A 26239-nucleotide genomic window follows, 5' to 3' on the forward strand; every position below is an offset into this window, starting at 1 on the left:
GCGCCCGGGTAGACCTGTGACATGAGGCGGCGATACGAGTTCCGCGACCGCCGGGAGGCGGGCGTGCAGCTGGGCGAGCTGCTGGGCGAGCGCGAATGGCGCGATCCGCTGGTGCTGGGGCTGGCGCGGGGCGGGGTGGTCGTCGGGCACGCGGTGGCCGAGGTGCTGGGTGCGCCGCTGGACGTCGCGGTCGCCCGCAAGATCGGCGCTCCCGGCCAGCCGGAGTTCGGCGTCGGTGCGGTCACCCCGGACGGTCCGGCGTACTACGAGGAGCGGTCCCTGTCGATGCTCGGCCTGCGGCCGGCGCAACTGGTGGACATCTGCGCGGCGGAACGCGCCGAAGCTCGCCGGCGCGCGGTCGTCTACCAGCGCGGACGCCCGCCGCAGCCGCGGGCCGGACGGGACGTGCTGGTGGTCGACGACGGGCTGGCGACCGGCGTGACCGCGCGGGCGGCGCTGCGGGCGTTGCGGGCGGACCGGCCGCACAGCCTGGTCTTCGCCGCGCCGGTGTGCGCGCCGGACGCGGCGGCGGCGCTGAAGAGCGACGCCGACGAGGTGCTGTGCCTGCTGGCGCCGCACGGTTTCCGGTCCGTCGGCCAGTGGTACGCCGACTTCCGCCAGACCGAGGACGACGAGGTCATCGAGTTGCTGGAGACGCCATGACCGTTCCGCTCACCGTCGATCCCGGGCTCGAAGGCGACCTGACGGTGCCGTCCGACGCGATCGGCGTCGTCGTGTTCGCCCACGGATCGGGCAGTTCGCGGCGCAGCGCCCGCAACATCGCGGTGGCGCGCGAACTGCAGGACAACCGGTTCGCCACGCTGCTGTTCGACCTGCTCAGCCCGGACGAGGACCACGGCGACCGGCGGTTCGACATCGAGTTGCTGACCGAACGCCTGCGCGCGGCGATGGCCGAGCTGTCCCGGCGGCCGGACACGGCGCGGTTGCCGCTGGGCCTGTTCGGCGCGAGCACCGGTGCGGCGGCCGCGCTGCGGGCCGCGGCGGCGGAACCGGAGCGCGTGCGGGCGGTCGTCTCGCGCGGCGGCCGCCCCGACCTGGCCGGCGACGCCCTGGCGCGGGTGCGGAGCCCGACGCTGCTGATCGTCGGCGCCCGCGACGGGGAGGTGCTGCGGCTGAACCAGCAGGCGGCCACCGAGCTGGGCGGCCGGTACGACATCGAGATCGTCCCGAAGGCGACGCACCTGTTCGAGGAGGAGGGCGCGCTGGAGCGGGTGGCCCAGCTGGCGGCCGCCTGGTTCAGCGACCACCTGGTCGCCTAGGGTGGCAGTGCTTCAGCCGGGGCCTTCACGCACCTGCCATCGCGTGCGCGATGTGTGCGCGGCCCATCCGGCCGGGGACTCCGCGGAAGCGCGCCTAGGGCTTGCGCGCCACCGCGGCGAGGATGCGTGACTTCGACGGCGCCTCGGCGAACAGGGCGTGCTCGTCGGGGTGCCATTCGGGTGCGTAGACCAGCCCCGGCTCCACCAGTTCGAAGTCGCCGTAGAACTTCAGGAACTCCTCCCGCGAGCGGTACTGCCCGGGGTTCGTGGTGGTCTCGTAGTAGGCCTTGAGGTCGTCCAGCGCCCGGCGCTCCTCGTCGTCGGCCGGGTTCTCGTCGGTCAGCTGGCACATGATCAGGTACGAGCCGGGCGCGAGCTGGTCGCGGTAGAAGTCCAGCGCCGGGTGCGGCCGCTGCTCGTCCTTGATGAAGTGCAGCACCGCGTTGATCACCAGCGCCACCGGCTCGTCGAAGTCGATCACGCCCGTCTCGCCGACGCGCTCCCACAGGTCGATCGGCTCCAGCAGGTCCCCGGCGATCGCCCGGTGGCGGTCCGGGTCCGCGGTGTCGGCGAGCAGCAGCTGCGAGTGCGCCAGCGCGATCGGCTCGTTGTCGATGTAGACCACGGTGGTGTCCCGCTCGGGCCGGGCCTCGTCGGCGACCTCGTGCACGTTGCCCGCCGTCGGCAGGCCCGAGCCGATGTCGACGTACTGCCTGATCCCCGCCTTCGACGCGTACCGCACGGCACGGCCCAGGAACTGGCGGCACGCCACCGCGGAGTCCGGGATCAACGGGAGCCGGGCGCGCACCTTGTCGCCGAACGCGCGGTCGATCGCGTAGTTGTGGTTCCCGCCGATGAAGTAGTCGTACACCCGCGCCGCGGACGGCCGGTCGAGGCTTCCCTCGACGGCCCGCAGCACCTCGTCATCTGCCGCCATGTGACGAGTCTGCCACAACGCGTAAAGCGTTCACGGAAGGCCGACCAGATCACCCAGTTGCCGTGCGGTGTAGGCGAAATAGGCGTCCGCGGGATCGGCCGTGCCGGCGTACTGGCCGAACAGCTCGAAGCTGATCGCGCCGAAGAGGTGGGTCCACGCGGTCGTCAACCGGACGAGATCCGCCTCCGCGAGCGACGTGCCGAGCGCGGCCCGGACCCGGCGGGCCTGCTCGGCCAGTTCGCCGGACAGCGGCGGACCGGGAATCGCCGGCGCGAGGTCGGCGGCCTCCATGACGCGGACGAGCGCCTGCGCGACCCGGCTCGCGGGCGTGATCGTGTCCTGCGGCGCCTGGTAGCCGGGCACGGGGGAGCCGTAGATGAGCGAGTACTCGTGCGGGTTCCGCTTCGCCCAGTCCCGGGTGCCGTGCCAGATGCGCAGCCAGCGGTCGCGCGGCTCGGCGGACGGGTCGTCGGCGCGCTCGGCCGCTTCGCCGATCTCGTTGTAGGCGTCGATGATCAGCTCGGTCAGCAGGTGGTCGCGGCTGGGGAAGTAGCGGTACAGCGCGGACGACACCATCCCCAGCTCGCGGGCGACGGCGCGCAGGGACAGCCCGTGCGGGCCGACCTCGGCGAGCTGGCGTCGCGCCTCGTCCTTGATCTCGCGGGTCAGTTCGGCGCGAGCCCGTTCCCGTGCGGTCTTGCTGGCTGGCATGCCGCCGAGTCTGCCACGTGGGGAGATCGCCGCACAAATTAGAGAGCGCTGCTCTTGACAGTGAGATGCGAAGGCGTGTTCACTGATCTCAACAGAGAGCGCTGCTCTCGCCGAAGGGAGATCCGAATGAACCGCTACCTGAAGCCGGGCAAGGGTGATGGCATCGCCAACGTGGTCGTCCAGTTCCTGACCAAGCTGGGCGTGAGCCTGGCCGGCAGCCGGGTGCTGCTGGTGCGCGGCCGCAAGTCCGGGGAGATCCGGTCGACGCCGGTGAACCTGCTGAAGGTCGACGGGCAGCGGTACCTCGTCGCGCCGCGCGGGCACACGCAGTGGGTGCGCAACCTGCGCGCGGCGGGCGAGGGGCAGCTGCGGGTCGGGCGCCGGGCCGAGACGTTCCGGTTCGCCGAACTGGCCGACGAGGACAAGCCGGTGATCCTGCGCGCCTACCTGAAGCGGTGGGCGTGGGAGGTCGGCCGGTTCTTCGAGGGGGTCGACCACACCTCGTCCGACGAGGTGCTGCGGAACGTCGCGCCCGGCTTCCCGGTCTTCCGGATCACAGAAAGCGCTTGAGGTGCGCGAGGACGGCCTCCGGTTGCTCCTCGGCGAGGAAGTGTCCGCACTCGGGCAGTCCCTCGCCGGTGACGTTCTCGGCGTAGTCCCGCCAGATGTCCAATGTGGGCAGTGTGCCGAGGAGCCCGGTCTGTCCCCACAGCGCGAGGACCGGCATGGTGAGCTTGCGTCCGGCGTCGGCGTCGTCGTGCTCGGCGTCGTCCGGGAAGGACGCGCGGTAGTCGTCGAACCCGGCGCGCAGGGCGCCCGGCGCGGAGAACGCCCGGACGTACTCGGCGACCGCGTCCGGGGCCAGGCCCTGCCGCTGGTAGGTCCAGCGCTCGAAGAAGTACCCCAGGTAGGCCGGGATGTCCTTGCCCGCCAGCAGTTCCGGCAGGTCCGGCTGCAGGTGGAACAGCCAGTGCCAGTAGCCGCGGGCGACGCCCGCGTCGAGCCGCCGCCACATCTCGCGGGTCGGGATGATGTCGAGCACGGCCAGCCGCTCGACCTCGTCCGGGCGGTCCAGTGCCCACCGGTGCGCGACCCGGCCGCCCCGGTCGTGCCCGACGACGCTGGCCGACGTGAAGCCGAGTTCGTGCAGCAACGCCGAGACGTCGGCGGCCATCGTGCGCTTGTCGAAGCCCGTGCGCGGCTTGTCGGTGAGCCCGTAGCCGCGCAGGTCGGGCGCGATGACGGTGTGGTCCTGCGCGAGCGCGCCGAAGATCCGGTGCCAGCAGTAGGAGGTCTGGGGCCAGCCGTGCAGCAGGACGACCGGCGGTCCCTCGCCCGCTCGCCGGTAGTGCATGCGGATGCCGTTGACCGTCGCCATGTGCGAATCCATCTCTCACCTTTCTAACCGGTTATAGGGGTTAGAGTACCCTGGTCGTGGTGAGGACGCAGTGGGTTTTCGACGGTGGCCGTCCATGCGTGGACCTGGTGAACACGCTCCGGGACCGGCACCGCGGCGGCCGTGAGCTGCTGACCTCGCCGTCCGCGCTGGTGGAGTGGCTGGTGCTGGCGGGTCTGCTGCCGCGGCCGGAGCCCGCCTCGCCCGAGGCGCTGGAGGCGGCGATCGCGCTGCGGGAAGCCGTCGACCGGGTGACCCGGCGTGCGGGGCGGCCGGCCGATGTCCTGCTGTTGAACCGGCACGCGCGCCAGGCTCCGGTGCCCCAGTTGCGCATCGACGGGGACGGTGTCCCGCGCCGGCGGCTGGACGCCCGCGATCCCGTGGAAGGCGCTCTCGGTTCCCTCGCCGTCGACGCGATCGACCTGGCGACCAGTGACGCCGACGTCCGGATCTGCGCGTACGACGACTGTGGGCTGCGGTTCGCGGACACCTCGCCGAAGCGCAACCGCCAGTGGTGCTCCATGTCGAGGTGCGGCAATCGGGCGAAGGCCCGCGCGCACTACGCCCGCACCCGCGGCCGTTGACGCTCGTCCACCCCGCCTTGTAGTTTGAAACGCACGTTTCAGAGAGGCGGTGGCGGGGATGGGTGCGCAACGGACCGCCCTGGTGACCGGCGGCGCCACGGGCATCGGCGCCGAGATCACCTCCCGGCTGGCCACCGAGAAGATGACCGTCTACGTGGTCCAGCGGACCGAAGAGGACGCCAGCGTCGGCCGGAAACTGTTCGCCGAGCACCCGTTCCACGAGCTGATCCAGGTCGGCGCGCACGACCTCGCCACCGGAACCGGTTGCCGCGACGCGGTGGCCGAGTGCGTGCGGCACTTCGGGCGGCTCGACGTCCTCGTGAACAACGCCGGCATCAGCGGCTCCGCGGCCTTCGGCCCGGTGGAAAGCGCCGCCGACGAGCTGATCGACCGGGTCATCGACACCAACCTCAAGGCGCCGCTGCGCCTGGCCCGCGAAGCGTTCACCCAGCTCGTCCTGAACCAGGGCGTGATCGTCAACATCAGCTCGATCGCCGAATTCCAGGCCCAGCGCGACGTGCCGGCGTACGTGGCGAGCAAGGCCGGGCTCGGCGGACTGACCCGCGCGCTCGCCTGCGACCTCGCCCCGCACGGGGTCCGGGTCGTCGGCATCGCGCCCGGGGACATCGCCACCGGGACCAGCCGCAGCCCGGACTACACCGCCGCTGTCGGGCCGGTGAAGGAGACGCCCCTGGGCTTCGCCGGGGAACCGGCGGACGTCGCCGATCTCGTCGCCTGGGTGATCTCGGCGCAGGCCCGCTACGTCACCGGCACGACGATCGTCGTCGACGGCGGCCGCACCGCGTACTGACGCGGCAACCGGCGGCGCCCCGCACCCAGGGACGCCGCCGGCCCGGTCACCTCAGTGACCGCCCCCATGAGAAGCCCCGGGGTGGACGTGGAACCGCGCCACCTCGGGCGGGTGCACGACGAACGGCCGCATCATGCCTTCGTCCTCGTGGTCGAGGATGTGGCAGTGGTACATGAACTCACCGGTCGCCCCGGTGTGGTGCCCGGCCACGCTGACCCACTCGCCGGCCTGCACCTGGAAGGTGTCCTTCCAGCCCTCTTCGTACTTCTCCAGCGGCCTGCCCTCGCCCGGCACCGGCAGCGGCGCGGGCGTCCCGCCGGCGACGGTGTCGAACCCGATCACGTTCCCCGCCGCGTCCAGCGGGTAGGCGCGGCGCGTCAGGACCTGGAACTCGGCCAGGTGGATGTGCATCGGGTGGGTTGGCCCGCCCAGGTTGACGAAGTTCCAGATCGCCCACCGGTCGTGGTCGATGAAGAACGTGGTGGTGTCGTCGAACAGGCTCGCGACCATCCGGAACGTCCGCACCGCGCCGTCGGCCGGGTCGGTCAGCTGGATGAACCCCTCGGCCGGGAACCGCGCGGGCATCTCCGCCGGATCGGTGACCTCCTGCAGCTCCCACATCTGCGGGTGCGCCTCGCCCGCCGTGCCGGGCGGGACGAGCGCGACGAAGACGTGGTCGTGGTCCTCCGGCACCGTCGTCCCGTGGTGCAGCCGCACGTACGACGGTGAGATCACCTCCGGCAGCGTGAACGAGTCGTGCCGCTCCCGGTTCTCGACCCGGAACTGCATGACGTCCGGCTCGGTGCGGTCCGCCAGCGTGTCCCGCAACGTCAGGTTCTGCCCCTGGTACCGGCTGAAGTCGATCAGCACGTCCGCGCGCTCGGCGGGCGCCAGCACCAGGCCGTCCGCCGGGAACGCGGCCGGCGCGGGCAGCAGACCGCCGTCGGTGCCGATGATCCGCACCCCGTCGTTGTTGACGGTGCCGGTCTCGTCGATGAGGTTGAGCCGGTAGAACCGCGAGTTCGACGCGTTCAGCACGCGGAAGCGGTACCAGCGCGCGTCGACTTCGAGGTGCGGCCAGATGACGCCGTTGACCAGCGTGAACGGCCCGGTGAACGGGATCGGCACCTTAGGCCCGTCCGGTCCGGCCGGCGTGATGAACGGGATCTTGAACAGCAGCTGCCCGGTCAGCGCGCCGGTGGCGGGGTCGGTGTCGAGGTTGCGGTCGGTGATGATCAGCGGGATCTCCCGGTCCCCGGCGGGCAGGCCGAGCGCGTCCTCCTCGGCGTCGCGGATCAGGTACATCCCGGTGAGCCCGGCGAAGACGTTGAACCGGGTCACCGCCATCGCGTGGTCGTGGTACCAGAGCGTCGCCGAGGGCTGCCCGTTCGGGTACTCGGCGAGCTGGGCGGCCTGGCGCAGCACGCCGTTGTGCGCCCAGCCGTCGTTGCCACCGCCGGTGCGCGCGCCGTGCAGGTGCACCGCGGTCCACGCGGGCAGCGCGGACACCCCGTCGATGATCTCGGCGCCGGGCAGCGGTGAGCCGTCCGGGTTGCGCCAGCCGGGCGTGCGCACCGGCGCGGTAATGTCGGTGAGTTCGGCGTGCTGCTGGACGGCGACCACCGGGATGGTGCCGTCGATGCCGTTGCTCCAGTTGACGCGCAGTTGCTTGCCGCTGCGCACTTCGATGGTCGGGCCGGGGAACTGGCCCTCGTAGGCCCACACCTCGGTTTCCGGCAGCTGGCTGTGCAGCCGGACGCGCGCGCGGACCATGTCGATGGTGATTTCGTCCTGGTGCCACCACGAGTGCGGCCGGATCAGCGGCGGCACCCGCAGCGGGTCGGCGAACTTGGTGAGGCCGAAGTCCGGCCCGGTGACGGTCGTTGCTGGTTGCGTGATGACGTCGGTCATGAAGTCTTTCCCCCCAGAAAGCCCCCGGTGTCGGCCGGGTCATCCCGGCCCTTGCTGACACAGAGGGCGCCGGGGGTCAGCTGGATACACGCTCCCGCGGTTTCGCGGGAAACGGCGCCGGAATCGCGACCGCGCGGGCGATCGTGATCAGCAGGCCGATGTCCGCGGCGAGCGCGAGCCGCTGGGCCAGGCCGACGGGCAGCACGCCGGGCACCAGGTAGCTCACGCCGAACAGGAGCACGCCGCCGAGCGTCAGCAGCGTGAGCCGGGTGATCGCCGGGTGGGTCCGCAGCCGGGCGGGCAGGGTCCAGCCGAGTGCGGCCAGGCTCAGGAACGCGATGGCGCAGGCGTATTCGTGGATCTGCCCGCTGACCGGGTCGAACCGCTCCGGGTAGCTGGCGGGGAACAACGCGGCCGCGACGAGCCCGGTCGACCAGGCCCAGAACAGCACCTGGGTGGTCCGGCTGAGCCGGTGGCCGGCGGCCTTGACGGCGGTCAGCAACGCGACCGACCCGACGGCGATCGCGATCATGCTCGCGCCGAGCAGGCCGACCCCACCCTCCGCGAGCGCGTAGCTGGACAGCGTGTCCCACACCGGGTTGCGACCGCTGACCACGTGCAGGATGACGGCGGTGAACAGTCCCCAGCCGATCGCCACGTTCGCAACGAGCAGCCAGGGCCGGGCTCTTTCGCCCGGTGAAGCTCCGGAAATCCCCATGTGAACAGCTTTCCGCCGCGCGGGCCGCGGAAGATCCGGAGAAGTCCCCGATCTTTCCCCTAGGGCCGCCCGAACTCGACGAGCACCAGCGCCTGGTCGTCGTGGCGCTTGGCCCGCGGCCACCGCGCCCCGTCCGGATCGTCGTCCTCGGCCGCGCGGACGCCGTCGAGCACCGCGTCCACGCCGTGGGTGCGCGCCAGGTGCAAGGCTTCGGGCCAGGTGAACAGGCCGTAGTCGTCGACGCCGCAGGACACGCCGTCGCTGGCGAGCAGGACGGCGTCCAGTTCGGCGCGCGGCCAGCTGCGGGTCAGTGCGTGGGCGGCGGCCGTGGGATCGGCTTCGGCGACCCAGAACCCGCCGGGCTGGTTGCGCAGCGCTCGCACGGCTTCCTGCGTCCGCAACCGTCCGGTCCTCCGGAGCGTGTCCAGCCGCTCGTCGGCGAGCACGTCGACGGACCGTCCAAAGGCGACGATCGGACTGTCGGCCAGCACCAGGGCGTCCACGCGCTCGGTGTCCCAGCGCAGCATCGCGACCGTGCTCGACGGAGCCGATCCGGGGCGCAGGTCGTGTTTCCGCGTGACACCGGTGATCGCTCTGCGCAGAGCCGCGCGCAGGTCGCCGTCGCCGGTCAGTTCGTGGGCGAGTTCGGCCGCCAGGTGCTCGGAGTACCAGCCACCGGAGGGCTGGTCCGGATCGGCCGAGGTGGCGCCGTCGAGCACCGCGACGGCGTGGCCGAGCACGACCACGCGGTCCTCCGTGGGGCGGGGCCGGCCGTCGAGGCCGACGCCGGGCCGCTCGGCGACGTGGATCACCCGCCCGACCCTAGCTGTCAACTTGGGTTGACGACATCCGGATGTCAACGTAGGTTGACATCATGACGAAGGCAACCGACCTGGCCGCCCGCGCCGGCGACCGCGATCCGCGGGTCGGCCTGCGTGCCGTGGCCGCGCTGCGGCGGCTGCTCGAACAGCTCGAGGCCGTCCAGGTGCGCAGCGCGCGGGCGCAGGGCTGGTCGTGGCAGGACATCGCGGCGGAGCTGGGCGTGAGCAGGCAGGCCGTGCACAAGAAGTACGGGAGGCAGTGATGTTCGAGAAGTTCACCGCGGACGCCCGCGAGGTGGTCGTCGAGGCGCAGCAGGACGCGATCCGCCTGGATTCGCCGCGGATCGATCCGCTGCACCTGCTGGTCGCGCTGCTGCGCTTCCCGGACAGCGGGGCCGGCCGGCTGCTGACCCGGTTCGGCGTGGCGCTCGACGACGTCGCCGCCGAAACCGCGCGGGTGCGGCGCCGGGGCGGTATCACCGAGGCCGACGCCGAGGCGCTCGGCGAGTTCGGCATCGACGTGGACGCGATCCTCGACCGCGTCGAGCAGGCGCACGGCCCGCACGCGCTCGCCGGCCGCACCGGCGGGCGGAAACGGCGGCACATCCCGTTCGCCGACGAGTCGAAGAAGGTGCTGCAGGTGTGCCTGAAGGAGGTGATTTCCTTGGGCGGCAAGGAACTCGGGTCCGAGCACATCCTGCTCGCCCTCACCGCGCTGCGCGGACCCGCCGCCGACGTGCTCGCCCGGTTCGACGTGGACGCGCGGCGGGTCCGGCAGGCGTTAGCGTGACTCGCGCCAGGTGACGTGGCGGAGCAGGGCCTGGGTGAGCGGCCCGATGGCGAGCGCGTAGAGCACGGTTCCGGCGCCGACCGTGCCGCCGAAGAACCAGCCGGCCGCCAGCACGGTGAGTTCGATGCAGGTGCGCACCGCCCGGACGGACCACAGGTTGCGGGCGGCCACCCCGGTCATCAAGCCGTCGCGCGGGCCGGGGCCGAGCCGGGCACCCACGTACACCGCGGTCGCCACGGCGTTGAGCACGACGCCGCTGACCAGCAGCGCGATGCGCCAGCCGAGCGCGTGCTGGTCGGGCAGGACGGCGCGCACCAGGTCCACGGCCACCGCGACGACCAGCACGTTCGCCACCGTGCCCAGCCCGGGGCGCTGGCGGAGCGGGATCCACAGGGCGAGCACGCCGACCGACGTGAGCGCGACGACGGTGCCGAAGGTGAGGCCGGTGCGCTGCGCGAGGCCCTCGTGCAGGACGTCCCACGGGGACAGGCCGAGCCCGGCGCGCGTCATCATCGCCATGCTCGTGCCGTAGAGGGCGAGGCCGGCCATCAGCTGGGTGAGCCGGCGCGCGGGGCTGACCGAGACGCGCACCGGCCGTAGATCGATTGCAGTCACGGCGTCCACTTTGCGGGCCAGTGGACTGGATAACCAGAGCCAATCTGCAATAATTGGATTTCATGGACCCTATCGGCCGCATCTCGGCTCGTAGATTGGCTCTCGTCCTCGGGGCTTGGCGGCGCAACGGCTCACGCCAGGGCGCGGCGGACCTGGCGGCGGCGATCGAGCTGGGAGTCCTCGACGGCCAGCTGCCCGTCGGCACCCGGTTGCCGGCGGAACGGGAACTCGCCGAGGCACTGGACGTCAGCCGCACGCTCGTCGCGGCCGCTCTGGACCGCCTGCGCGAGGCGGGGCTGGTCGCCAGCAGGCGGGGCGCGGGGTCGTGGATCACCGCGCCCCGCGGGCGGGTGCTCGACCCCGCGCCGCCCGACAGCCCGCAGGCGATCGACCTGGTCCGCGCGGCGACGCCGGCCGTCCCGGGCGTGATGGCGGCGGTCGACCGGGCGCGGCTGCTGCTGGTCGACGAACTCGGCGGGCACGGCTACACCGGCCGCGGCCTCCCGCTGCTGCGCGAGCGCATCGCCGACCGGTACACCGCGCGCGGCCTGCCCACGTCACCGGCGCAGATCATGATCACCAACGGGGCGCACCACGCGTTCGTCCTCGTGCTGCGGATGCTGACCCACCCCGGCGACCGGGTCCTGGTGGAACAGCCGACGTACCCGAACGCCCTGGAGGCGATCCGCGCCGCGCACACCACGCCGGTGCCGGTCGCGCTGGGCGAGCACGGGTGGGACCTGGCCGGGCTGGAGGCCGCGGTGCGCCAGACCGCGCCCCGGATGGCGCACCTCATCGTCGACTTCCACAACCCGACGGGCGCCCGGCTCGACGCGGCCGGCCGGGAGGGGCTGGGGGCGCTGCTGGCGCGCACGCAAACGCATGCGGTGGTCGACGAGACGTTCGCCGAGCTGGACCTGGACGGCGATCCGCTCGACGGTCCGCCGCCGCTGGCCACGTTCGCCGGCGACTGGGCGATCACCGTGGGGACGGCGTCCAAATCGCACTGGGGCGGGCTGCGGATCGGCTGGATCCGGGCGTCGGAGGACCTGGTGACGCGGCTGTCCTCGTCCCGGTTCGCGTCGGACCTCGGGTCGCCGGTGTTCGAGCAGCTGGTGGTGGCGGAACTGCTGGACGCGGGCGACTCCGTGCTGACGTTGCGCCGTGCCGACCTGCGTGCCCAGCGGGAGGCGCTGGCCGAGGCCGTGCGGCGGGACCTGCCGGACTGGCGGTTCCGCGTGCCGGCCGGCGGGTTGTCGCTGTGGTGCCGCCTCCCGGAGCCGATGAGCACGCGCCTGGCGGTCGCCGCGGCCAACCACGGGGTCCAGGTGGCGCCCGCGTCCCGGTTCAGCGCCCAGGGCGGGCTCGAACACTGGCTGCGGCTGCCGTACGCCCAGCCGGCGGAGCGCCTGACCGAGGCCGTCACGCGGCTGGCGCTGGCCGCCGCTTCGGTGCGCGGCGCCCCGGCCGACGATCTGCCGGTGGCCTGAAACAGCCGGTGCGCTGGTCGTCTGCCTGCCGTCCCAGGGAAAGTACGGCTGACGACGTCCAGCGCACCGGCTGCGGGGCACCCGGCCCGGATCGCTCCGGGCCGGGCTCCACGGTGACCCGCCGGCACCGCCCCTCGACGTGCCGGCGGGTCATCGCGGCTAGGCACGCATCCGGCTTCCGCTCGGCGCGGTGAGCGGAAGCTCCGGACACGTGCCCGGTTGGGGCCCCGGCGTCGCGGGGGCATCGCGACGCCGGGACCAGCACCCGACCGGCCAGGCGCGGTTGGCCGGTCGGGAAGTCTGAAGTGGCCGTCGAACGGCGCTTCGGAACGGGCGCGCTAGTTGATCTTGTTGTGGACGCGGGTCGCCTGTGTGAACGTGTCTCGCGTCAGTCGGGCGAGGTGGGCGGCAGGCCCGCTTCCGTGCCCATACCCACAAAACCGCTGGTCAGCGCTCCCACGATCGGCTGAACCGGCTCGGCGGCGGTGCGCGGGCCGAGAACGGCCATCAGGTCGCGGCCGCCGTTGCCCGAGTCGTGGGAGACGGTGATGACGACGCCGGGGTCGCCCGGGTCGGTGGGTGCCGGGGACGGCGGGCCGTTGTCCGCCCGCACCGGGACCGGGAGGTCCAGGTGCCGAGGTGGCGCCGGCGCGTCGGCGTGCTTGACGGCCGGGGCGTGGTGGGCGACGGCGTGCATCGGTTCCGCGGGAGTTGGTTCCGCGGGAGCCGGCGGCGCGGATTTCGGGGCGGCCGCCGCCGGCTGGGTGATCACCGGTTCGGCCTCGGTTTTCGCCACCGGTTCCGGCTCGACCGGTTCGGACGGTGCGTCCGGAGCGACGGTCTGAACGGTCTGGCCGACGATTTCGACGATCGGGTGCGTGGCCTGATCCGCCGTTTCGGTGACGGTCGTCAGTGTTGTTTCAGCCGTTTCGGTGACGGCCGAAAGTGTCGTGCCGACCGTGCCGGTGACCTCGCCGACGAGTCCGGTCACCGCGCCGAGCAGGTTCGGCTGCTGCTGGGCCGCGACGGTGTCCGGTTCGGACGGCGCCTCGTCGGCCGCGGCCGGCGGTGCACCGAGGACCGTGGTGAGCAGCCAGCCGGCGAGCACGAATCCGCCCGCGAGCAGCAGTTTGAGTTCGACCGGAAGTGGCCGCGCGGAGTGGCGCACGCGGATCGCGTCGCGCATCGCCACCACCACCGTCCACGAACGACTACGGGAAGTTTGTTCCGGCCTGGTCATCGGGTGTGCTGATCCCGGCCTGATTTCTCCTGCCGGTGGCGAGTGTTTCACCTCGAAAGCGATCGATCCAGCCCCGTACGGCGGAACCCTGGTTCCGCCTTCCGTGTGGCTGTTCGTTAGTTGATCACGGTGCGTGTGCGTAGTTTTACTCAACTTCTCGCCTACCAGCGGTTTTCGGGAGCTGTCCGCGTGGCGGTGCCATCTGAGTCGGGACCGGTGATCACGAGGGGTTCCATGACCGAAATCGAACTGATCGACTTGCTGGCGCGCGCGTGGCGTGGTGACCAGGGCGCGTGGTCCGCGTTGGTGCGGGGCCTGTCGGTGGTGGTCCTGCGGGTGGCGCGGGCGCACCGCCTGGGGGAGGCCGATGTGTCCGACGTCTGCCAGAACACGTGGGTGTCCCTGGCGCAGCTGCGGGAGCTGCGCGACCCGGCCCGCCTCCCCGGCTGGCTGGCGACGACCGCCCGGCGGCAGGCGTTGCGGGTGCTGGAGTCGCGGCGTCAGGAGGTGCCCGCGGAGTGCGACCGGGCGGACGAGGGCCTCGCCCCGGAGCGCCAGGTACTGACCGCCGAACGGGACGCGGTGTTGCGCCAGGGGGTGGCCGCGCTGCCCGGCCCGCAGAGGCGCCTGGTGGAGCTCCTGCTGCAAGACCCACCCGCGACGCACGCCGAAATCGCGGCCGAGCTGGGCGTCGCGGTGGGCAGCGTGGGTCCGCTGAGGCGCCGAGCGCTGGACCGCCTACGCCGATACCTGGAGGCACGCGGCTACGACCACCCGTGATGGGGTTTGGGTCACGTGGACGTGGTCGGGTGGTGCTCGTCGCGGCCACCGCGCGGGCACCACCCACCGCGGCTCTTGCGTCGCTGTGTGCGCGCTTGGCGCGGTGGCCGGGGTTGGTGGTGGGGCTGTGTGGGCGTTGCCGGTGGAGTTCGCCGGAGCGGTTTCGCGCACCACCCACCCCGGCTCTTGCGTCGCTGTCGAAGCGCGCGCTTTGGCGCAGTGGCCGGGCGCGCGGCGGGGGCGTCCTGAGCGTGTTCCGGTGGGCTTCACCGAGCCGTCGCCCACCACCCGCCGAGGCCGCCGTGGCGCTGTCGAAGCCGCGCTCTTCGCCCCGCGGGCCGTCGCGCCTCATGGCCCACCTGGGCGCGGCTCGATGGTGCTCGTCGAGCCGGGAGAGAAGCGCACCCTCGGCCGTGTCCACACGACCACCCCCGAGGGTGCGCCTCCCCCGCCGCCCGTCGCCGCTCGCTGGTCAGGTCCGGGGTCAAGCCAGCTTGTGCAGCCGCTCGATCGCCTCGTCCAGCACCTTGTCCCGCTTGCAGAACGCGAACCGCAGCACGTGGCGCCACTCCGCCGGGTGGTCGGTGAACACGCTGACAGGCACGGCCGCCACCCCGACCCGCTCCGGCAGCTGCCAGGCCAGCTCGGCGGCGTCCGTGAAGCCCAGCGGCCGCACGTCGGCGCACACGAAGTACGTCCCGAGGCTCGGCCGCACCGCGAAGCCCGCCGCCGCCAGTCCCGCCGACAGCCGGTCGCGCTTGGCCGCCAGTGACGTCCGCAACGACTCCACCCACGGCAGCTCGTGGTCGAGCGCGTGCGCGACCGCCGGTTGCAACGGCCCGCCCGACACGAACGTCATGAACTGCTTCGCCGCCCGCACCGCCGCCACGAGCTCGGGGCTGCTGCACACCCAGCCGATCTTCCAGCCCGTGCAGTTGAACGTCTTGCCCGCGCTGGAGATCGACACCGTCCGATCGCGCATCCCGGGGAACGCGGCCAGCGGCACGTGCTCGGCGTCGTCGAAGACCAGGTGCTCGTACACCTCGTCGGTCACCGCGATGAGGTCCCGCTCGCAGCACAACTCCGCGATCGCCGAGAGTTCCTCGCGCGTGAAAACGGTTCCGGTGGGGTTGTGCGGCGAGTTCACCAGGATCGCCCGGGTCGCCGGGGTGACCGCGGCCCGCAGCGCGGCGAGGTCGAGCGCGAACCGCCCGTCGGCGCCCTCGACCAGCGACACCACCCGCCGGGTCGCGCCCGCCATCGCGACCGCGGCCGCGTACGAGTCGTAGTACGGCTCGATCACCACGACCTCGTCGCCGGGCTCGGTCAGCGCGAGCAGCGCGGCGGAAATGGCCTCCGTGGCTCCCGCGGTGACGAGGATCTCGCTGTCCGGGTCGTAGGCCAACCCGTAGCGCGTCCGGTGCCGCGCGATCGCCGCGCGCAGCTCCGGCCGGCCGGGGCCCGGCGGGTACTGGTTCGCGCCGCCGAACAGCGCGTTCTTCGCGGCGTCGAGCATTCCGGACGGTCCGTCGGTGTCCGGGAAGCCCTGGCCGAGGTTGACCGCTCCGGTTCGCACCGCGAGTGCGGTCATCTCCGCGAAGATGGTCGACGTGAACGGCCGCAGCCGGGGGACGAGAGCTGGTTCGCGCATAATGGCCGATCCTCACGGACAATGGGGTCGTGGAGCAACTGACCCCCGCTGACGTCAGCCTTCCCCCGGTCCCGGACCAGGAGGGCAAGCGGCGGGCGCTGCGCCGGATGAAGCTGGTGGCGCTCGCCTTCCTGCTCGGCGCGACCGTGATCTTCCTGCTGGCCACGTGGGCCCAGTCGGCCGGCTGGCCGGGCTGGGTCGGGTACGTGCGCGCCGCCGCCGAGGCCGGGATGGTCGGCGCGCTGGCGGACTGGTTCGCCGTGACCGCGCTGTTCCGGCGGCCGCTGGGTCTGCCGATCCCGCACACGGCGATCATCCCCAGCAAGAAGAACATGATCGGCAGCAGCCTCGGCGAGTTCGTCGGCACGAACTTCCTGTCCGAGCACGTGGTCCGCGACAAGCTGCAGCGCGTCCAGGTCTCCCGGCGGTTCGGGGAGTGGCTGGCCAAGCCGGAGAACGCCGAGCGGGTCACCTCCGAGCTCGCCACCGTCGTGCGCGGCGTGGTGACCGTGCTCAAGGACGAGGACGTGCAGGCCGTCATGGAGCAGGCGGTCGTGCGGCGGGTCGTCGAGCAGCCGTGGGGCCCGCCGCTGGGCAAGCTGCTGCAGCAGGTCTTCGCCGACGGCGCGCACTACAAGCTCGTGGACCTGATGTGCGACCGCGCGTACGAGTGGGTGCGCGACAACCACGCGACCGTGCTCCGCGTGGTCTCCGACCGCGCGCCGAGCTGGTCGCCCAAGTTCGTCGACGCCATGCTGGCCGACAAGGTCTACGGCGAGGTCCTCTCGTTCGCGTGGGCGGTGAAGACCGACGTGAACCACCCGATGCGCCTGGCCCTGGACAAGTTCCTCGGCGAGTTCGCGCAGGACCTGCAGAACGACCCGGAGACCATGGCCCGCGCCGAGCAGGTCAAGCAGCAGATCCTCGACCACCCCGACGTGCAGAAGCTGATCGGTTCGGCGTGGAGCACCGCGAAGGGCATGCTGCTCACCGCGGCGGAGGACCCGTCCAGCGAGCTGCGCCGGCGCGTCCGCGAGGGCCTGCGGACCCTGGGCGAGCGCCTGGTGTCCGACGAGGGCCTCGGCGGCAAGGTGGACGGATGGGTCCAGGGCGCCGCTGCCTACGTCGTGCGCAACTACTCGACCGAGATCACCACGATCATCACCGACACCGTCGAGCGCTGGGACGCCGAGGAAACCTCGCGCAAGGTCGAGCTACAGGTCGGCCGGGACCTCCAGTTCATCCGGATCAACGGCACCGTCGTCGGCGCGCTCGCCGGCCTGGTGATCTACACCGTGGCGCAGCTGCTGTTCTGACCAGCAGCCTGGTGGTCCCCCGCCTGCTGTCCCGCCCGGCCTGGTGTTCCGCCCGGCCTGGTGTTCCGCCCGGCCTGGTGTTCCGCCCGGCCTGGTGTTCCGCCCGGCCTGCTGTCCCGCTCGGCCTGGTGTCCCGCTCGGCCTGGTGTTCCGCCCGGCCTGCTGTTCCCACCCAGCCTGGTGTTCCGCCCATCCACGGTCGCGCCCAGCCGGGTTGCTGCGCCGGCCAGGGTTGTGCCCAGGCGGGTAGCGGCGTGCGGGGCGGCGTGCCGGGCTTGTGGCCGGCCGGCGTTGTAGTCGCCGGGGTAGGGGCCAGCCGGGGCTAGGTAGCGACGCGATGGGCTCGCGGCCGGCCGGGGCTGCGCCGAGCCGGGGTTGCGGCTCGCCGCGGTTACGCCGAGTCGGAGTTGCGCAGAGCGGCGTTACCTCCGGTCGGCGTTGCGCCCAGCTGGGTTGCGTCGAGCCGGGGTTGCCTTCGGGCGGTGTGGCACCCAGCCGCGGTTGCGCGGGTTGACGTGGCGCTGGTCCGCATGGCGCTGGTCGGCGTTGCGCTGAGCCGACGTTGAGCCCGGTCGGTGTGGCGCCCGGCCAGGATTGCGCTGCCCCACCGGCGTTGCGCCCCGCTGGCGTTGTGCCCGCCGGGGTTGCGTCGAGCCGACGTTTGCGTCACAGTCGGTGTGGCGCCCGGCCAGTGCGGCGCCCAGCCGGCCGTTTCGCCGGCCTGCTGCCACGCGGCCCCGCCGGTGTTGCAACCAGCCCGCCGTTGTGTCAAGCAGCCTGTTCTGTCAGCCCGCTGTTGTGCCCATGGGTGCGCCCCGTCAGTTGTCGCGAGCAGCCCGCCCCCGTTGCGATCAGTCGGTCCCTGTTCTGAACCGCCCGGTGCCAGACCATCCGCGACTGGCGCGGAGTTCTGCCCAGCCCTGCCCCGGTTGTCCACAGGTGGATGAGTTGTCCACAGGTGCGCTGTGGGCAACTCGACCGAGCAATTCAGGCCTGACGTTGCCGCCAGCTGCGCGCCTTCTCCCGGTTGCCGCACACCCGCATCGAGCACCAGGTGCGCGACCGGTTGCGGGACTCGTCGTAGAACGCCCAGCGACAGTCGTCCGCCGGGCAGATCTTCACGCGTGACCACTGACCGAGCACGGCCAGGCGGGCGGCAGCGGCCATCACCGCCCCGACGGCGTCGCGCGCGACCAGAGCCGGGCCGTCGGGAGCCAGTTGGACCGTGACCGGAACCGTCAGCGGCGACGGCCTCAGGGGGTCACCTACCGCGGCGCGCAGGGCCGCGCGGGCGGACCGCGCCGCGGACACCGGACCTGCTTCCAGTCCGCGTTCGTGGCTCCATCCGCGCCAGCCGGCCGCGTTCGTGAGCACATCAGTGTCGTCCTCCACGTCGAGGGTATTGAGGAAATCCACCACGAGGGACACGTCCGCCGAGCTCACGTGACCAGTGTAAGCCGAACGGTGGTTGCGGACGTATCGCGTAACTCTCATACTCCTTTCACTGGTTATCCGACATCTCTGGGAGGATCCGTCATGAGTGCGGTGACGAAGCTGGGTGCGATCGTTCTCGACTGTCCGGATCCCGTGGCGCTGGCCGGGTTCTACGCGCGCCTGCTCGACCTGCCCGAGCCGAAGGTGGACGACGACGGCAGCTGGGTGGTTCTGGAGGACCCGAGCGGGGTTCGGATCTCCTTCCAGCGGGTGGAGTCGTACCGGGCGCCGAAGTGGCCGGGGCAGGACGTCCCGCAGCAACTGCATCTCGATCTGGACGTCACAGATCTCGAAGCGGCGCACGAGCACGCGGTGTCGCTCGGCGCGGAACTGCTCGACGACGCGAAACGCTTCCGCGTCTACGCCGATCCGGCCGGTCATCCGTTCTGTCTTTGTGCCTGTTGACCTCCTGGAGCGAGTAACTGGGGCGTGATGGCGGCCGGGTGGCCGATCTGCCGGCTCGGCCACCCGAACCACCTCTGTTCACCCCGGCGGCTGTTGCTATACACGGGGTGTATAGACAACGACTATACATCGTGTGTATAGTCGTGTCCATGGCGATCGGACAAACACTTCTCGGTCTGCTCGAGGCGGGTCCTCGACACGGCTACGAGCTCAAACGCGCCTACGACGAGCGCTTCGGGCACGACCGGCCGCTCCACTACGGGCAGGTGTACGCCACCCTGGCGCGCCTGCTCCGCAACGGGCTGGTCACCGAGAGCGGAGTCGAACCGGGTGGCGGGCCGGAACGCAAGAGCTACGCGATCACCGATGCCGGGATCACCGACGTCGAGCGGTGGCTCGCGACCCCGGAAAAGCCGGAGGTGTACCTGCAGAACACGCTGTACACCAAGGTCGTTCTCGCACTGCTGTCCGGCCGGGACGCCGCGACGGTGCTCGACACCCAGCGCGCGGCGCACCTGAAGGTGATGCGCGAGCTGACCCGGCGCAAGGCCGAGGGCGATCTGGCGGACACGCTCATCTGCGACCACGCCCTGTTCCACCTGGAAGCGGACCTGCGCTGGCTCGAACTGACCGCCGCCCGCCTCGACGAACTCGCCAAGCAGGTGGGGGCATGACTCTGCTCAGGGCCACCGGCCTGCGCAAATCCTTCGGGCCCACGGAAGCGTTGCGGGGCGCCGACTTCGAGATCGAAGCGGGCGAAGTCGTCGCCGTCATGGGGCCGTCCGGGTCCGGCAAGTCCACGTTGCTCCACTGCCTCGCCGGGATCGTCCCGCCGGACGAAGGCTCGGTCGTCTACCGGGAGCGTGACCTCGCGAGCATGTCCGACGCGGACCGGTCTTCGTTGCGCCGCAGCGAGTTCGGATTCGTCTTCCAGTTCGGTCAGCTGGTTCCGGAACTGTCGTGCCTGGAGAACGTCGCGCTACCGCTGCGCCTGGGCGGGATGAGGCGCAAACCCGCCGAGGCGTCGGCCCGGCAGGCGCTCGACCGGTTCGAACTCGGCGACCTCGCCGCCAAGCGGCCCGGCGAGGTGTCGGGCGGTCAGGGGCAGCGGGTGGCGATCGCGCGAGCCCTCATCACCACGCCGAAGGTCGTCTTCGCCGACGAGCCGACCGGTGCGCTCGACTCGCTCAACGGCGAGCACGTCATGCGTCTGCTCGTGGCCACGGCGAAGGAGTCGGGCGCCGCGGTCGTGCTGGTCACGCACGACCTCCGGGTGGCGGCTCACTCGGACCGAGAGGTCATCGTCCGCGACGGCCGGACGCCGCAGCGGGTGGCGGTCCCGTGAGCCTGCTCAACGACTTCGCGCTGGGCTTCCGGCTGGCCGTCGGGGGTGGCCGGACCTTCCGGGCCAATCTGCCCCGGATGGTGCTGACGACGGTCGGCATCGGATTGTCGGTGGCGATGCTCCTGCTGCTCGCGAGCGCGACCCACGCGCTCAGCGAGCGGAGCGACCGCATCGACGGACGGGAACCGGTGACCGTGGGCGGGCCCGCGTCGTTGTACGTGTCCTCGCAGACCACACCGGACGGTGATCGGACGTTGACGGCCACCTGGCTGGAGGCCGCCGGTCCGGATGCGCCGGTCCCACCCGGGCTGGCCGTGATCCCACAGCCAGGGGAAATGGTGGTGTCACCGGCGCTGGCCGAGCGGATCGCGGACCCGCTGCTGCGGGAGAGGTTTCCCGAGCGGGTGGTCGGCACCATCGCACCGGACGGGCTCGACGGTCCGGACGAACTGTTCGCCTATGTGGGAGCCACCGGTATCCGTGCCGCGAGCTGGGGGTTCGCGGTCAGCGGTTTCGGCGCGGGCGCGGCGACGGACAGCGCTTCACCACAGTTGATCTTCCTGCTGGTCGTCGGCGTCGTCGTGCTGCTCATCCCGATGCTCGTGTTGCTGAGCGCAGCGAGCCGGATCGGTGGTGCGGAGCGGGAGCGGCGGCTGTCCACCCTCCGCCTCGCGGGGGCGCGTCGTGGGCAGGTGCACCGCATCGCGGCCGGCGAGTCACTGGCCGGTGCCCTGGCTGGGGGAGGGCTGGGCCTCGCTCTCTACCTCGCCGTGCGCCCAGTGGCGATGGAGCTGGAGTTCGACGGGATCACCGTCTTCCACTCCGACTTCGTCCCGGGCTGGCCACTGGGGGTGGCGGCGGCCCTGCTCGTTCCGGTGCTCGCGATCGGGCCGGCGTGGTTGGGGCTACGGCGGCTCGTCGTCGAACCGCTCGCGGTGCTGCGCAACGCGAAGTCGGAGCGGAGGCGGCTGTGGTGGCGGCTGGTCCTGCTCGCGCTCGGTGTCGTGCTGTTGCTGCCGGACAAGCTCCTGGGGGTGTCGGCCAGCCCGGGCAGCACCCTGCCGTTCCTGCTCGCCGGGTCGACCTTCCTGCTGATCGGCGTCCCCGCGGTCATGCCGTGGTTCACGGAGTTCGTGGTCCGGCGGATCCGGGGCGGAAGCCCGGCGTGGCAGCTGGCCGTTCGTCGACTGCAGCTGGACAGCGGCACGCCGAACCGGGTCGTGGCGGGCGTGGTGGTCGTGCTCGCCGGGGTGATCACACTGCAGACGATGATCGGCTCTACCGCCGCGCACGCGAACCGTGCACAGATCGCCACGGGCATCGCGTACCTCAACGTCACCGAGTCCGCCGAGGCGGAGGCGGTGCGCCTGGTCGACGGGACGCCAGGGGTGACCGGTGCGTATCGCGTCCAGAGGCTGTCGGCGAGCCTCGAGAGCGGGAGGCCGGTCGAGTTGCTGGTCGCCCCGTGCCCCGTGCTGACGCACCTCTTCGGCGTGTCCGGGTGCGCGGACGGCGACGCCTACGTGGTGGCCGGCTCGGATGTTCAGGCGGGCGCGCCAGCGACGGTGGACGGGGTGCGGTTCGTGGTCCCGGCGAACGCGGCTTCGGTGGCCCCTGGGAACGCCGTTCTCGCCAACGGCGCTGGGGTGGCGGTCACGCCGGAAGTCGCCAGGGCACAGCAACTGCCGGACGGCGGACGGATGATCGAACTCCTGGTGACCCCCGGCGATCACGGCGCGTTGGATCGAGCCCGGGCCGCGCTGGGGCCGTTCGGGTGGCAGGTGGCCGTCCACAGCGAGGACGAGTACCTCGGCGGTGGGAGCGACGACTTCCTGTCGGCGGTCAACAGCCTGCTCTACACCGGCGGCCTGCTGGGACTCGTCATCGCGGCGATCAGCCTGCTGGTGCTGCTGGCGGGGCAGCTCAGCGAACGCCGGAGGGCCTTCGCGGCGATGCACGCCTCCGGTGTGCCGCTGCCGGTCCTGGGACGTTCGCTGCTCTGGCAGAACGCGATCCCGCTGGTGTTCGGCGTCGCGGTCGCCGTGGGGGTGGCGATCGGCACGGGCGCCCTCATCGTGCGGCTGCTGAGCCCACACATGGTGCTGCACGTGGACGCGGGCTTCATCGGCATCGCCGCGGTGGTGGCCGTGGCCCTGGTGTTCGCGGTGACCGGCGCGGCGTTGCCCGCGCTCCGGGGGGTCACCAGAGTGGAGGCGCTACGGGCCGAGTGACACGTTCTGGGCAGGAAACCGGCGGACACCACTCCCGGCAGGCCGGATCATGCGTAGGGTGGCATACGTGATTTGTCCGAAGTGTCAAAACGTGATGCGCACCGTCAACAAGAACGGCATCCACATCGAGCAGTGTGAAGGCTGCCGGGGCATCTTCCTGGACCGCGGCGAGCTGGAGCAGATCGTGGGCGCGGAGAGCGCTTACTACGGCGGGCCCGCCGCAGCTCCGCCGTACCCAGGAGCCGGGCACACCGCGGCTTACCGGGATTCGCCGCGGCCGTACGGCGGTCACGGCCACGGCGACTCGCCGCGTCCCTACCGAGGTGGGCACGGGTACTCCGACTCGCCCCGGCCGTACCAGGGGGGCGGCCACTACTCCGATTCGCCGCGGCCGTACGGCGGCCACCGAGGGCACCGCAAGCGGGGCTTCCTCGAGCAGCTCTTCGACTGACGCGGTGCCGGAAGCGATGCTGGATCCCCGCATCTGCCCTCGATGCGGGGACCTGGCTGAGGTCCCGGCCGTGGAGGGCAACACGCGGTTGTGCCACCAGTGCGGTCACCGCTGGCCCTTCCGCCGGTTGCCGCTGTTCGCGTTGACCGGGCCGAGCGGGGCGGGTAAGTCGACCGTCGGTCCGGCCCTGGTCGAGCGGCTCGGCGGGCGGGTCACCGTGCTGGAGCAGGACGTGCTGTGGGTGGCGGGCCTGCGCGACGACGTGAACGGGCACCCGACGTTCCGCGGCACCTGGCTGCGGATGGCCGCGATGGTTCACCAAAACGGCCGCCCGGTCGTGCTGTGCGGCACCGTCGTGCCCCCGGAGTTCGAGGCCCTGCCCGAGCGTGCCCTGTTCAGCGAGAGCCACTACCTCGCGCTCGTCGCCGACGGTGAAGTGCTCGCCAGGCGCCTCCGGGCCCGCCCGGCCTGGCGCGGCTGGGACGAGCCGCGCATCGCCGAGATGCTCGAGTTCAACGAGTGGCTGCAGAAGAACGCCGACACCCTCGACCCACCGGTCACCCTCTTCGACACGACGAGCGCAACTTTCGAAGAGAGCGTCGAGCACGCGGCGGAGTGGGTCGAAAGCCACCTGCCTTGACCCAGCTGCGCGGGCTGCTCCACCGTCGACGCGTGGGCCTGCCGTGGGATGGTCGGGGGCCGCGCGCCAGGCTTTCCGGGAGGATCGCGAATCGCGTGCGGTGGTCTGGCTGCCAATCGCAGGAGCGGAAGGGGCTGCGTGGCCGTCCGGCCTCCCCTCCCGCGGCGCGGGGATCGTGCGGCGGTTGGCCGTCCTGCTGCTGGTATCCGAGGCAGGTAGGGGGCGCCGCCACCACGTTGCGTCGTTGCCGTCGGTTCACCGGCGGCGTCGCGGCGAGCCGCACCCCCGCGTCAGGTCAGCGGCCACCGGTGGTCGCCATCCGGATCGTCGAGCCAGATTTCCTGCTGCTGGGGCGTCACCGTCAGCCCGAACCGCTCACGGCCGGGCTTGCCGAGCGACTTCCACAGCCGGTGGGCCCCCTCCGCCAGGTCCCACAGCCGTCGCGGGCCGCCCTGTGCCACCATCGTCCGGCCGGCGTGCGTCGCCACGCGGGCCCATGATCCGTCGTCGTGCAGGAGGAACGTGTCATCGCCGCGGACGACCGGCACCACCTTCGGCAGCGCCAGCCCCGCGAAGAACTCGAACCGGCTCGACGGGTGCAGGACCAGGTCGGTGCTGAGCTCCGTGGGACGCACCGGGCCGGAGATCTCCGGCAGCGACACCGGATCGGCGAGGCGGTGCGCCCGCAACGGCATGAACCGCCCGTCGCGGCCCAGGATCCGGCCGCGCGCGACCGGGCCCGGCATCACGATCAGCCGCACCAGGCCGGCGCCGATCGGGCGGTTCAGAGTCGTCACCACGATCCCGCCGGGTGCCGTCTGATCCAGCCATGCGACCGGCACCTCCGACACCGCACACGTGCACAGCACGCGGTCGAAGGGCGCCTGCGCCGGAAACCCCTCCACCCCGTCCTGGACCGCGACCGCCGGGTGGTACCCGCACAGCGACAACCGCTCCGCGGCGAGCCGCACCAACTCCTCGTCGACATCCACTGTGGACACCAGCGACGAGCCGAGTCGTTCGGACAGCAGGGCGGCGTTGTAACCGGTGCCGGTGCCGATCTCCAGGACCCGGTGCCCGGCGCGCACCGACAGCTCCTCGAGCATCACGGCCATGATCCCCGGCATGCTCGACGAACAGGTCGGGCTGCCGCGCACCACGCCCTCCCGCCGGGCGCGTTCCCACGCCTGCGGATCGCCGTCGAGCTGGGTGACCAGCACCTGGTCGGCGTAGACGTGGTCGAGCCAGTCCTCGTCGGTGCGGTCGACGGCCCGCCAGCCACCCGGCCGGGACAGGAAGTACCGGGGCACGAACGCATGCCGCGGCACCCGCCGGAACGCGTCGAGCCAGGCCGGATCGGTGATCATCCCGTCCCGGCGCAACGACTCGGCCAACTGGTGCCGGCGGCGTGCCGTGCTGTGCACACCCCCACCGTAATGGGTGACTCAAGTAACACCCGATGGTTGCAAGCAGGGTGCTTGCAATAGCTAGCACCCCGGCGTACTGTTGGAATCGTCGCGAGGAGATGGACTGACATGTCGGAGGACAACGGCCACGAGAACTCGGCGGGCGGACCGGTGGAGAAGGTCGCCGACATCGCCTCCGGGATCGGCGAGTACATCCGCCAGCAACGCAACAACGCGAAGATCTCCTTGCGGCAGCTGGCAAAGCTCGCCGGAGTGTCCAATCCGTACCTGAGCCAGATCGAGCGCGGGGTGCGCAAGCCCAGCGCGGAGATCCTGCAGCAGATCGCCAAGGGACTGCGGATCTCCGCGGAAGCGCTCTACGTGCAGGCCGGAATCCTCGACCTGCCCACCGGTGGCCCGGTGACCGACGCGATCCGCGCGGACACCGAGCTGACCGAGCGGCAGAAGCAGGTCCTGCTCGACGTGTACGAGTCGTTCCGCCGGGAGAACGCGGCGGCGGGCGGCGATCGAGGACAAACCACCGTCATCGCCAAGGAGTGAGCACAATGCCCAGCACCAAGACCGCCATCGAACAGCTCCGCACGCCGCTGCTGGCCGCCCTGGGCGCCGGCAACCTGGCCGGCCAGGCCGTCGTCGAGGCCGTGGGGAAGGCCCGCGAGCGGGTCGTCGAGGGCAGCGAGGTCGCGCGCAAGAACATCGAAGAGCTGCCGACCGAGGTGACCACCCTGCGCGAGAAGCTCGACCCGAACGAGCTGCGCAAGGTCATCGACGAGTACACCGAGGCCGCGCTGAAGCTGTACAACAAGCTGGCCGAGACCGGTGAGCAGGCGTGGGACAAGTTCCTCGCCGAGCCGCGCGTGAAGGGCGTGCTCGAGCAGGTCGAGGAGGCGCTGTCGACCGCGCAGGAGCGTGTCGGCGAGGTGAGCACCGAGGCGCGCGAGAAGGTCGAGGACGTGCTCGGCCTGGTCGCGAAGCGGACCCGCGCCGGTGGCGAGAAGGTCGCCGAGGCCGCGGACGAGGTCGCGGACAAGATCGAGGACGAGGTCCAGGAGGAGCAGGCCAAGCCGGCCCCCAAGACCGCCACGACGAAGGCCCCGGCCACCCGCCGGAGCACGACGCCGGCCAAGCGCCCGGCGAACGCGACCACGCCGAAGACGACCAAGTAGGACAGGCACCCGGCGGCTGCGCTGGGAAC

Annotated in this window: 29 protein-coding genes; 18 read left to right on the top strand and 11 right to left on the bottom strand. The window is 71.9% G+C overall.

What is annotated here, in order from left to right; genetic code table 11:
- Window positions 1–21: 21 nt before the first annotated feature.
- Window positions 22–663 carry a phosphoribosyltransferase gene (locus L1857_RS04475; protein WP_094003655.1) on the top strand — a complete coding sequence of 214 codons (642 nt, stop codon included), beginning with the start codon at window positions 22–24 and terminating at the stop codon, window positions 661–663.
- Window positions 660–1280: a dienelactone hydrolase family protein gene (locus tag L1857_RS04480; protein WP_249464514.1), complete on the top strand. Its 621-nt coding sequence runs from the start codon at window positions 660–662 to the stop codon at window positions 1278–1280. The genes L1857_RS04475 and L1857_RS04480 overlap by 4 nt, the downstream gene beginning before the upstream one ends.
- Window positions 1281–1374: 94 nt before the next feature.
- On the opposite strand, the gene L1857_RS04485 is transcribed toward L1857_RS04480, so the two are convergent.
- Together L1857_RS04485 and L1857_RS04490 are read right to left on the bottom strand one after the other, a co-directional pair.
- Complete coding sequence (locus L1857_RS04485; RefSeq protein WP_094003657.1) at window positions 1375–2217, bottom strand: SAM-dependent methyltransferase; 843 nt, start codon at window positions 2215–2217, stop codon at window positions 1375–1377.
- Between the two features lie 30 nt (window positions 2218–2247).
- Window positions 2248–2928: a TetR/AcrR family transcriptional regulator gene (locus tag L1857_RS04490; protein WP_116111586.1), complete on the bottom strand. Its 681-nt coding sequence runs from the start codon at window positions 2926–2928 to the stop codon at window positions 2248–2250.
- A gap of 126 nt (window positions 2929–3054) precedes the next feature.
- Here L1857_RS04490 and L1857_RS04495 point away from each other — a divergent pair, with 126 nt between their 5' ends.
- Window positions 3055–3498, top strand: coding sequence for a nitroreductase family deazaflavin-dependent oxidoreductase (locus L1857_RS04495; RefSeq protein WP_116111587.1), 444 nt, complete (start codon window positions 3055–3057; stop codon window positions 3496–3498).
- On the opposite strand, the gene L1857_RS04500 is transcribed toward L1857_RS04495, so the two are convergent.
- Entirely contained in the window at window positions 3482–4318 is an 837-nt protein-coding gene (locus L1857_RS04500; RefSeq protein WP_094003660.1) for an alpha/beta fold hydrolase, read from the bottom strand. The genes L1857_RS04495 and L1857_RS04500 overlap by 17 nt on opposite strands.
- Window positions 4319–4362: 44 nt before the next feature.
- Between L1857_RS04500 and L1857_RS04505 the strand changes: the two genes are divergently transcribed.
- Window positions 4363–4908, top strand: a complete 546-nt coding sequence (locus tag L1857_RS04505; RefSeq protein ID WP_116111588.1) for a CGNR zinc finger domain-containing protein — start codon at window positions 4363–4365, stop codon at window positions 4906–4908.
- A gap of 58 nt (window positions 4909–4966) precedes the next feature.
- The gene (locus L1857_RS04510; RefSeq protein WP_094003662.1) at window positions 4967–5719 is read left to right on the top strand and encodes an SDR family NAD(P)-dependent oxidoreductase; all 753 of its coding nucleotides are present in this window, start codon (window positions 4967–4969) and stop codon (window positions 5717–5719) included.
- A gap of 51 nt (window positions 5720–5770) precedes the next feature.
- On the opposite strand, the gene L1857_RS04515 is transcribed toward L1857_RS04510, so the two are convergent.
- From L1857_RS04515 to L1857_RS04525, 3 genes are all read right to left on the bottom strand, one after another.
- Window positions 5771–7630 carry a multicopper oxidase family protein gene (locus L1857_RS04515; RefSeq protein WP_116111589.1) on the bottom strand — a complete coding sequence of 620 codons (1860 nt, stop codon included), beginning with the start codon at window positions 7628–7630 and terminating at the stop codon, window positions 5771–5773.
- Between the two features lie 76 nt (window positions 7631–7706).
- Window positions 7707–8288 carry a DUF998 domain-containing protein gene (locus tag L1857_RS04520; RefSeq protein ID WP_240323274.1) on the bottom strand — a complete coding sequence of 194 codons (582 nt, stop codon included), beginning with the start codon at window positions 8286–8288 and terminating at the stop codon, window positions 7707–7709.
- Between the two features lie 119 nt (window positions 8289–8407).
- Window positions 8408–9160, bottom strand: a complete 753-nt coding sequence (locus L1857_RS04525; RefSeq protein ID WP_116111591.1) for a PP2C family serine/threonine-protein phosphatase — start codon at window positions 9158–9160, stop codon at window positions 8408–8410.
- Window positions 9161–9222: 62 nt separating this feature from the next.
- Between L1857_RS04525 and L1857_RS04530 the strand changes: the two genes are divergently transcribed.
- Entirely contained in the window at window positions 9223–9432 is a 210-nt protein-coding gene (locus L1857_RS04530) for a helix-turn-helix domain-containing protein (RefSeq protein WP_094003666.1), read from the top strand.
- Window positions 9432–9959 carry a Clp protease N-terminal domain-containing protein gene (locus L1857_RS04535; RefSeq protein ID WP_116111592.1) on the top strand — a complete coding sequence of 176 codons (528 nt, stop codon included), beginning with the start codon at window positions 9432–9434 and terminating at the stop codon, window positions 9957–9959. The genes L1857_RS04530 and L1857_RS04535 overlap by 1 nt, the downstream gene beginning before the upstream one ends.
- Here the strand turns inward: L1857_RS04535 and yczE are convergent.
- On the bottom strand, window positions 9951–10574 hold the full coding sequence (yczE, locus tag L1857_RS04540) for a membrane protein YczE (protein WP_162830578.1): 624 nt from the start codon (window positions 10572–10574) through the stop codon (window positions 9951–9953). The two genes, L1857_RS04535 and yczE, sit on opposite strands and share 9 nt — an antisense overlap.
- Window positions 10575–10636: 62 nt before the next feature.
- Between yczE and yczR the strand changes: the two genes are divergently transcribed.
- Entirely contained in the window at window positions 10637–12064 is a 1428-nt protein-coding gene (gene yczR / locus L1857_RS04545) for a MocR-like transcription factor YczR (protein WP_094003669.1), read from the top strand.
- Window positions 12065–12452: 388 nt separating this feature from the next.
- Here the strand turns inward: yczR and L1857_RS04550 are convergent, their stop codons facing one another.
- Window positions 12453–13250: a hypothetical protein gene (locus L1857_RS04550; RefSeq protein WP_240323275.1), complete on the bottom strand. Its 798-nt coding sequence runs from the start codon at window positions 13248–13250 to the stop codon at window positions 12453–12455.
- A gap of 288 nt (window positions 13251–13538) precedes the next feature.
- Between L1857_RS04550 and L1857_RS04555 the strand changes: the two genes are divergently transcribed.
- Window positions 13539–14084 (top strand): RNA polymerase sigma factor, encoded by a 546-nt coding sequence (locus L1857_RS04555; protein WP_094003671.1) that lies wholly within the window; start codon window positions 13539–13541, stop codon window positions 14082–14084.
- Between the two features lie 484 nt (window positions 14085–14568).
- On the opposite strand, the gene L1857_RS04560 is transcribed toward L1857_RS04555, so the two are convergent.
- Window positions 14569–15735 (bottom strand): pyridoxal phosphate-dependent aminotransferase, encoded by a 1167-nt coding sequence (locus L1857_RS04560; RefSeq protein WP_116111594.1) that lies wholly within the window; start codon window positions 15733–15735, stop codon window positions 14569–14571.
- A gap of 29 nt (window positions 15736–15764) precedes the next feature.
- Here L1857_RS04560 and L1857_RS04565 point away from each other — a divergent pair, with 29 nt between their 5' ends.
- Complete coding sequence (locus tag L1857_RS04565; protein ID WP_116111595.1) at window positions 15765–17051, top strand: DUF445 domain-containing protein; 1287 nt, start codon at window positions 15765–15767, stop codon at window positions 17049–17051.
- Window positions 17052–18038: 987 nt separating this feature from the next.
- Here L1857_RS04565 and L1857_RS04570 read toward each other — a convergent pair.
- Window positions 18039–18494, bottom strand: a complete 456-nt coding sequence (locus L1857_RS04570) for a CGNR zinc finger domain-containing protein (protein WP_116111596.1) — start codon at window positions 18492–18494, stop codon at window positions 18039–18041.
- A gap of 93 nt (window positions 18495–18587) precedes the next feature.
- Here L1857_RS04570 and L1857_RS04575 point away from each other — a divergent pair, with 93 nt between their 5' ends.
- The 6 genes from L1857_RS04575 (at window position 18588) to L1857_RS04600 (ending at window position 23617) form a co-directional block, all read left to right on the top strand.
- Entirely contained in the window at window positions 18588–18950 is a 363-nt protein-coding gene (locus tag L1857_RS04575; protein WP_116111597.1) for a VOC family protein, read from the top strand.
- Between the two features lie 149 nt (window positions 18951–19099).
- The gene (locus tag L1857_RS04580) at window positions 19100–19624 is read left to right on the top strand and encodes a PadR family transcriptional regulator (RefSeq protein WP_094003676.1); all 525 of its coding nucleotides are present in this window, start codon (window positions 19100–19102) and stop codon (window positions 19622–19624) included.
- Complete coding sequence (locus L1857_RS04585; RefSeq protein WP_094003677.1) at window positions 19621–20295, top strand: ABC transporter ATP-binding protein; 675 nt, start codon at window positions 19621–19623, stop codon at window positions 20293–20295. The genes L1857_RS04580 and L1857_RS04585 overlap by 4 nt, the downstream gene beginning before the upstream one ends.
- Window positions 20292–22526 (top strand): FtsX-like permease family protein, encoded by a 2235-nt coding sequence (locus L1857_RS04590; RefSeq protein ID WP_249464516.1) that lies wholly within the window; start codon window positions 20292–20294, stop codon window positions 22524–22526. The genes L1857_RS04585 and L1857_RS04590 overlap by 4 nt, the downstream gene beginning before the upstream one ends.
- Before the next feature lie 49 nt (window positions 22527–22575).
- Window positions 22576–22977 (top strand): TFIIB-type zinc ribbon-containing protein, encoded by a 402-nt coding sequence (locus tag L1857_RS04595; RefSeq protein WP_094003679.1) that lies wholly within the window; start codon window positions 22576–22578, stop codon window positions 22975–22977.
- A gap of 16 nt (window positions 22978–22993) precedes the next feature.
- A complete protein-coding gene (locus L1857_RS04600; protein ID WP_205413310.1) occupies window positions 22994–23617 on the top strand; it encodes an AAA family ATPase in 624 nt (207 codons plus the stop codon).
- A 290-nt stretch (window positions 23618–23907) separates the two neighbouring features.
- Here L1857_RS04600 and tgmC read toward each other — a convergent pair whose 3' ends face one another.
- Window positions 23908–25041 carry an ATP-grasp peptide maturase system methyltransferase gene (gene tgmC, locus L1857_RS04605; RefSeq protein WP_116111600.1) on the bottom strand — a complete coding sequence of 378 codons (1134 nt, stop codon included), beginning with the start codon at window positions 25039–25041 and terminating at the stop codon, window positions 23908–23910.
- Between the two features lie 111 nt (window positions 25042–25152).
- Here tgmC and L1857_RS04610 point away from each other — a divergent pair, with 111 nt between their 5' ends.
- Together L1857_RS04610 and L1857_RS04615 are read left to right on the top strand one after the other, a co-directional pair.
- Entirely contained in the window at window positions 25153–25584 is a 432-nt protein-coding gene (locus L1857_RS04610; RefSeq protein ID WP_162830577.1) for a helix-turn-helix domain-containing protein, read from the top strand.
- Window positions 25585–25589: 5 nt separating this feature from the next.
- Entirely contained in the window at window positions 25590–26210 is a 621-nt protein-coding gene (locus L1857_RS04615) for a hypothetical protein (protein ID WP_094003682.1), read from the top strand.
- The last annotated feature ends 29 nt before the right edge of the window (window positions 26211–26239 follow it).

The organism is Amycolatopsis thermalba (assembly GCF_023376025.1).
GTDB classification, from domain to species: domain Bacteria; phylum Actinomycetota; class Actinomycetes; order Mycobacteriales; family Pseudonocardiaceae; genus Amycolatopsis_E; species Amycolatopsis_E thermalba.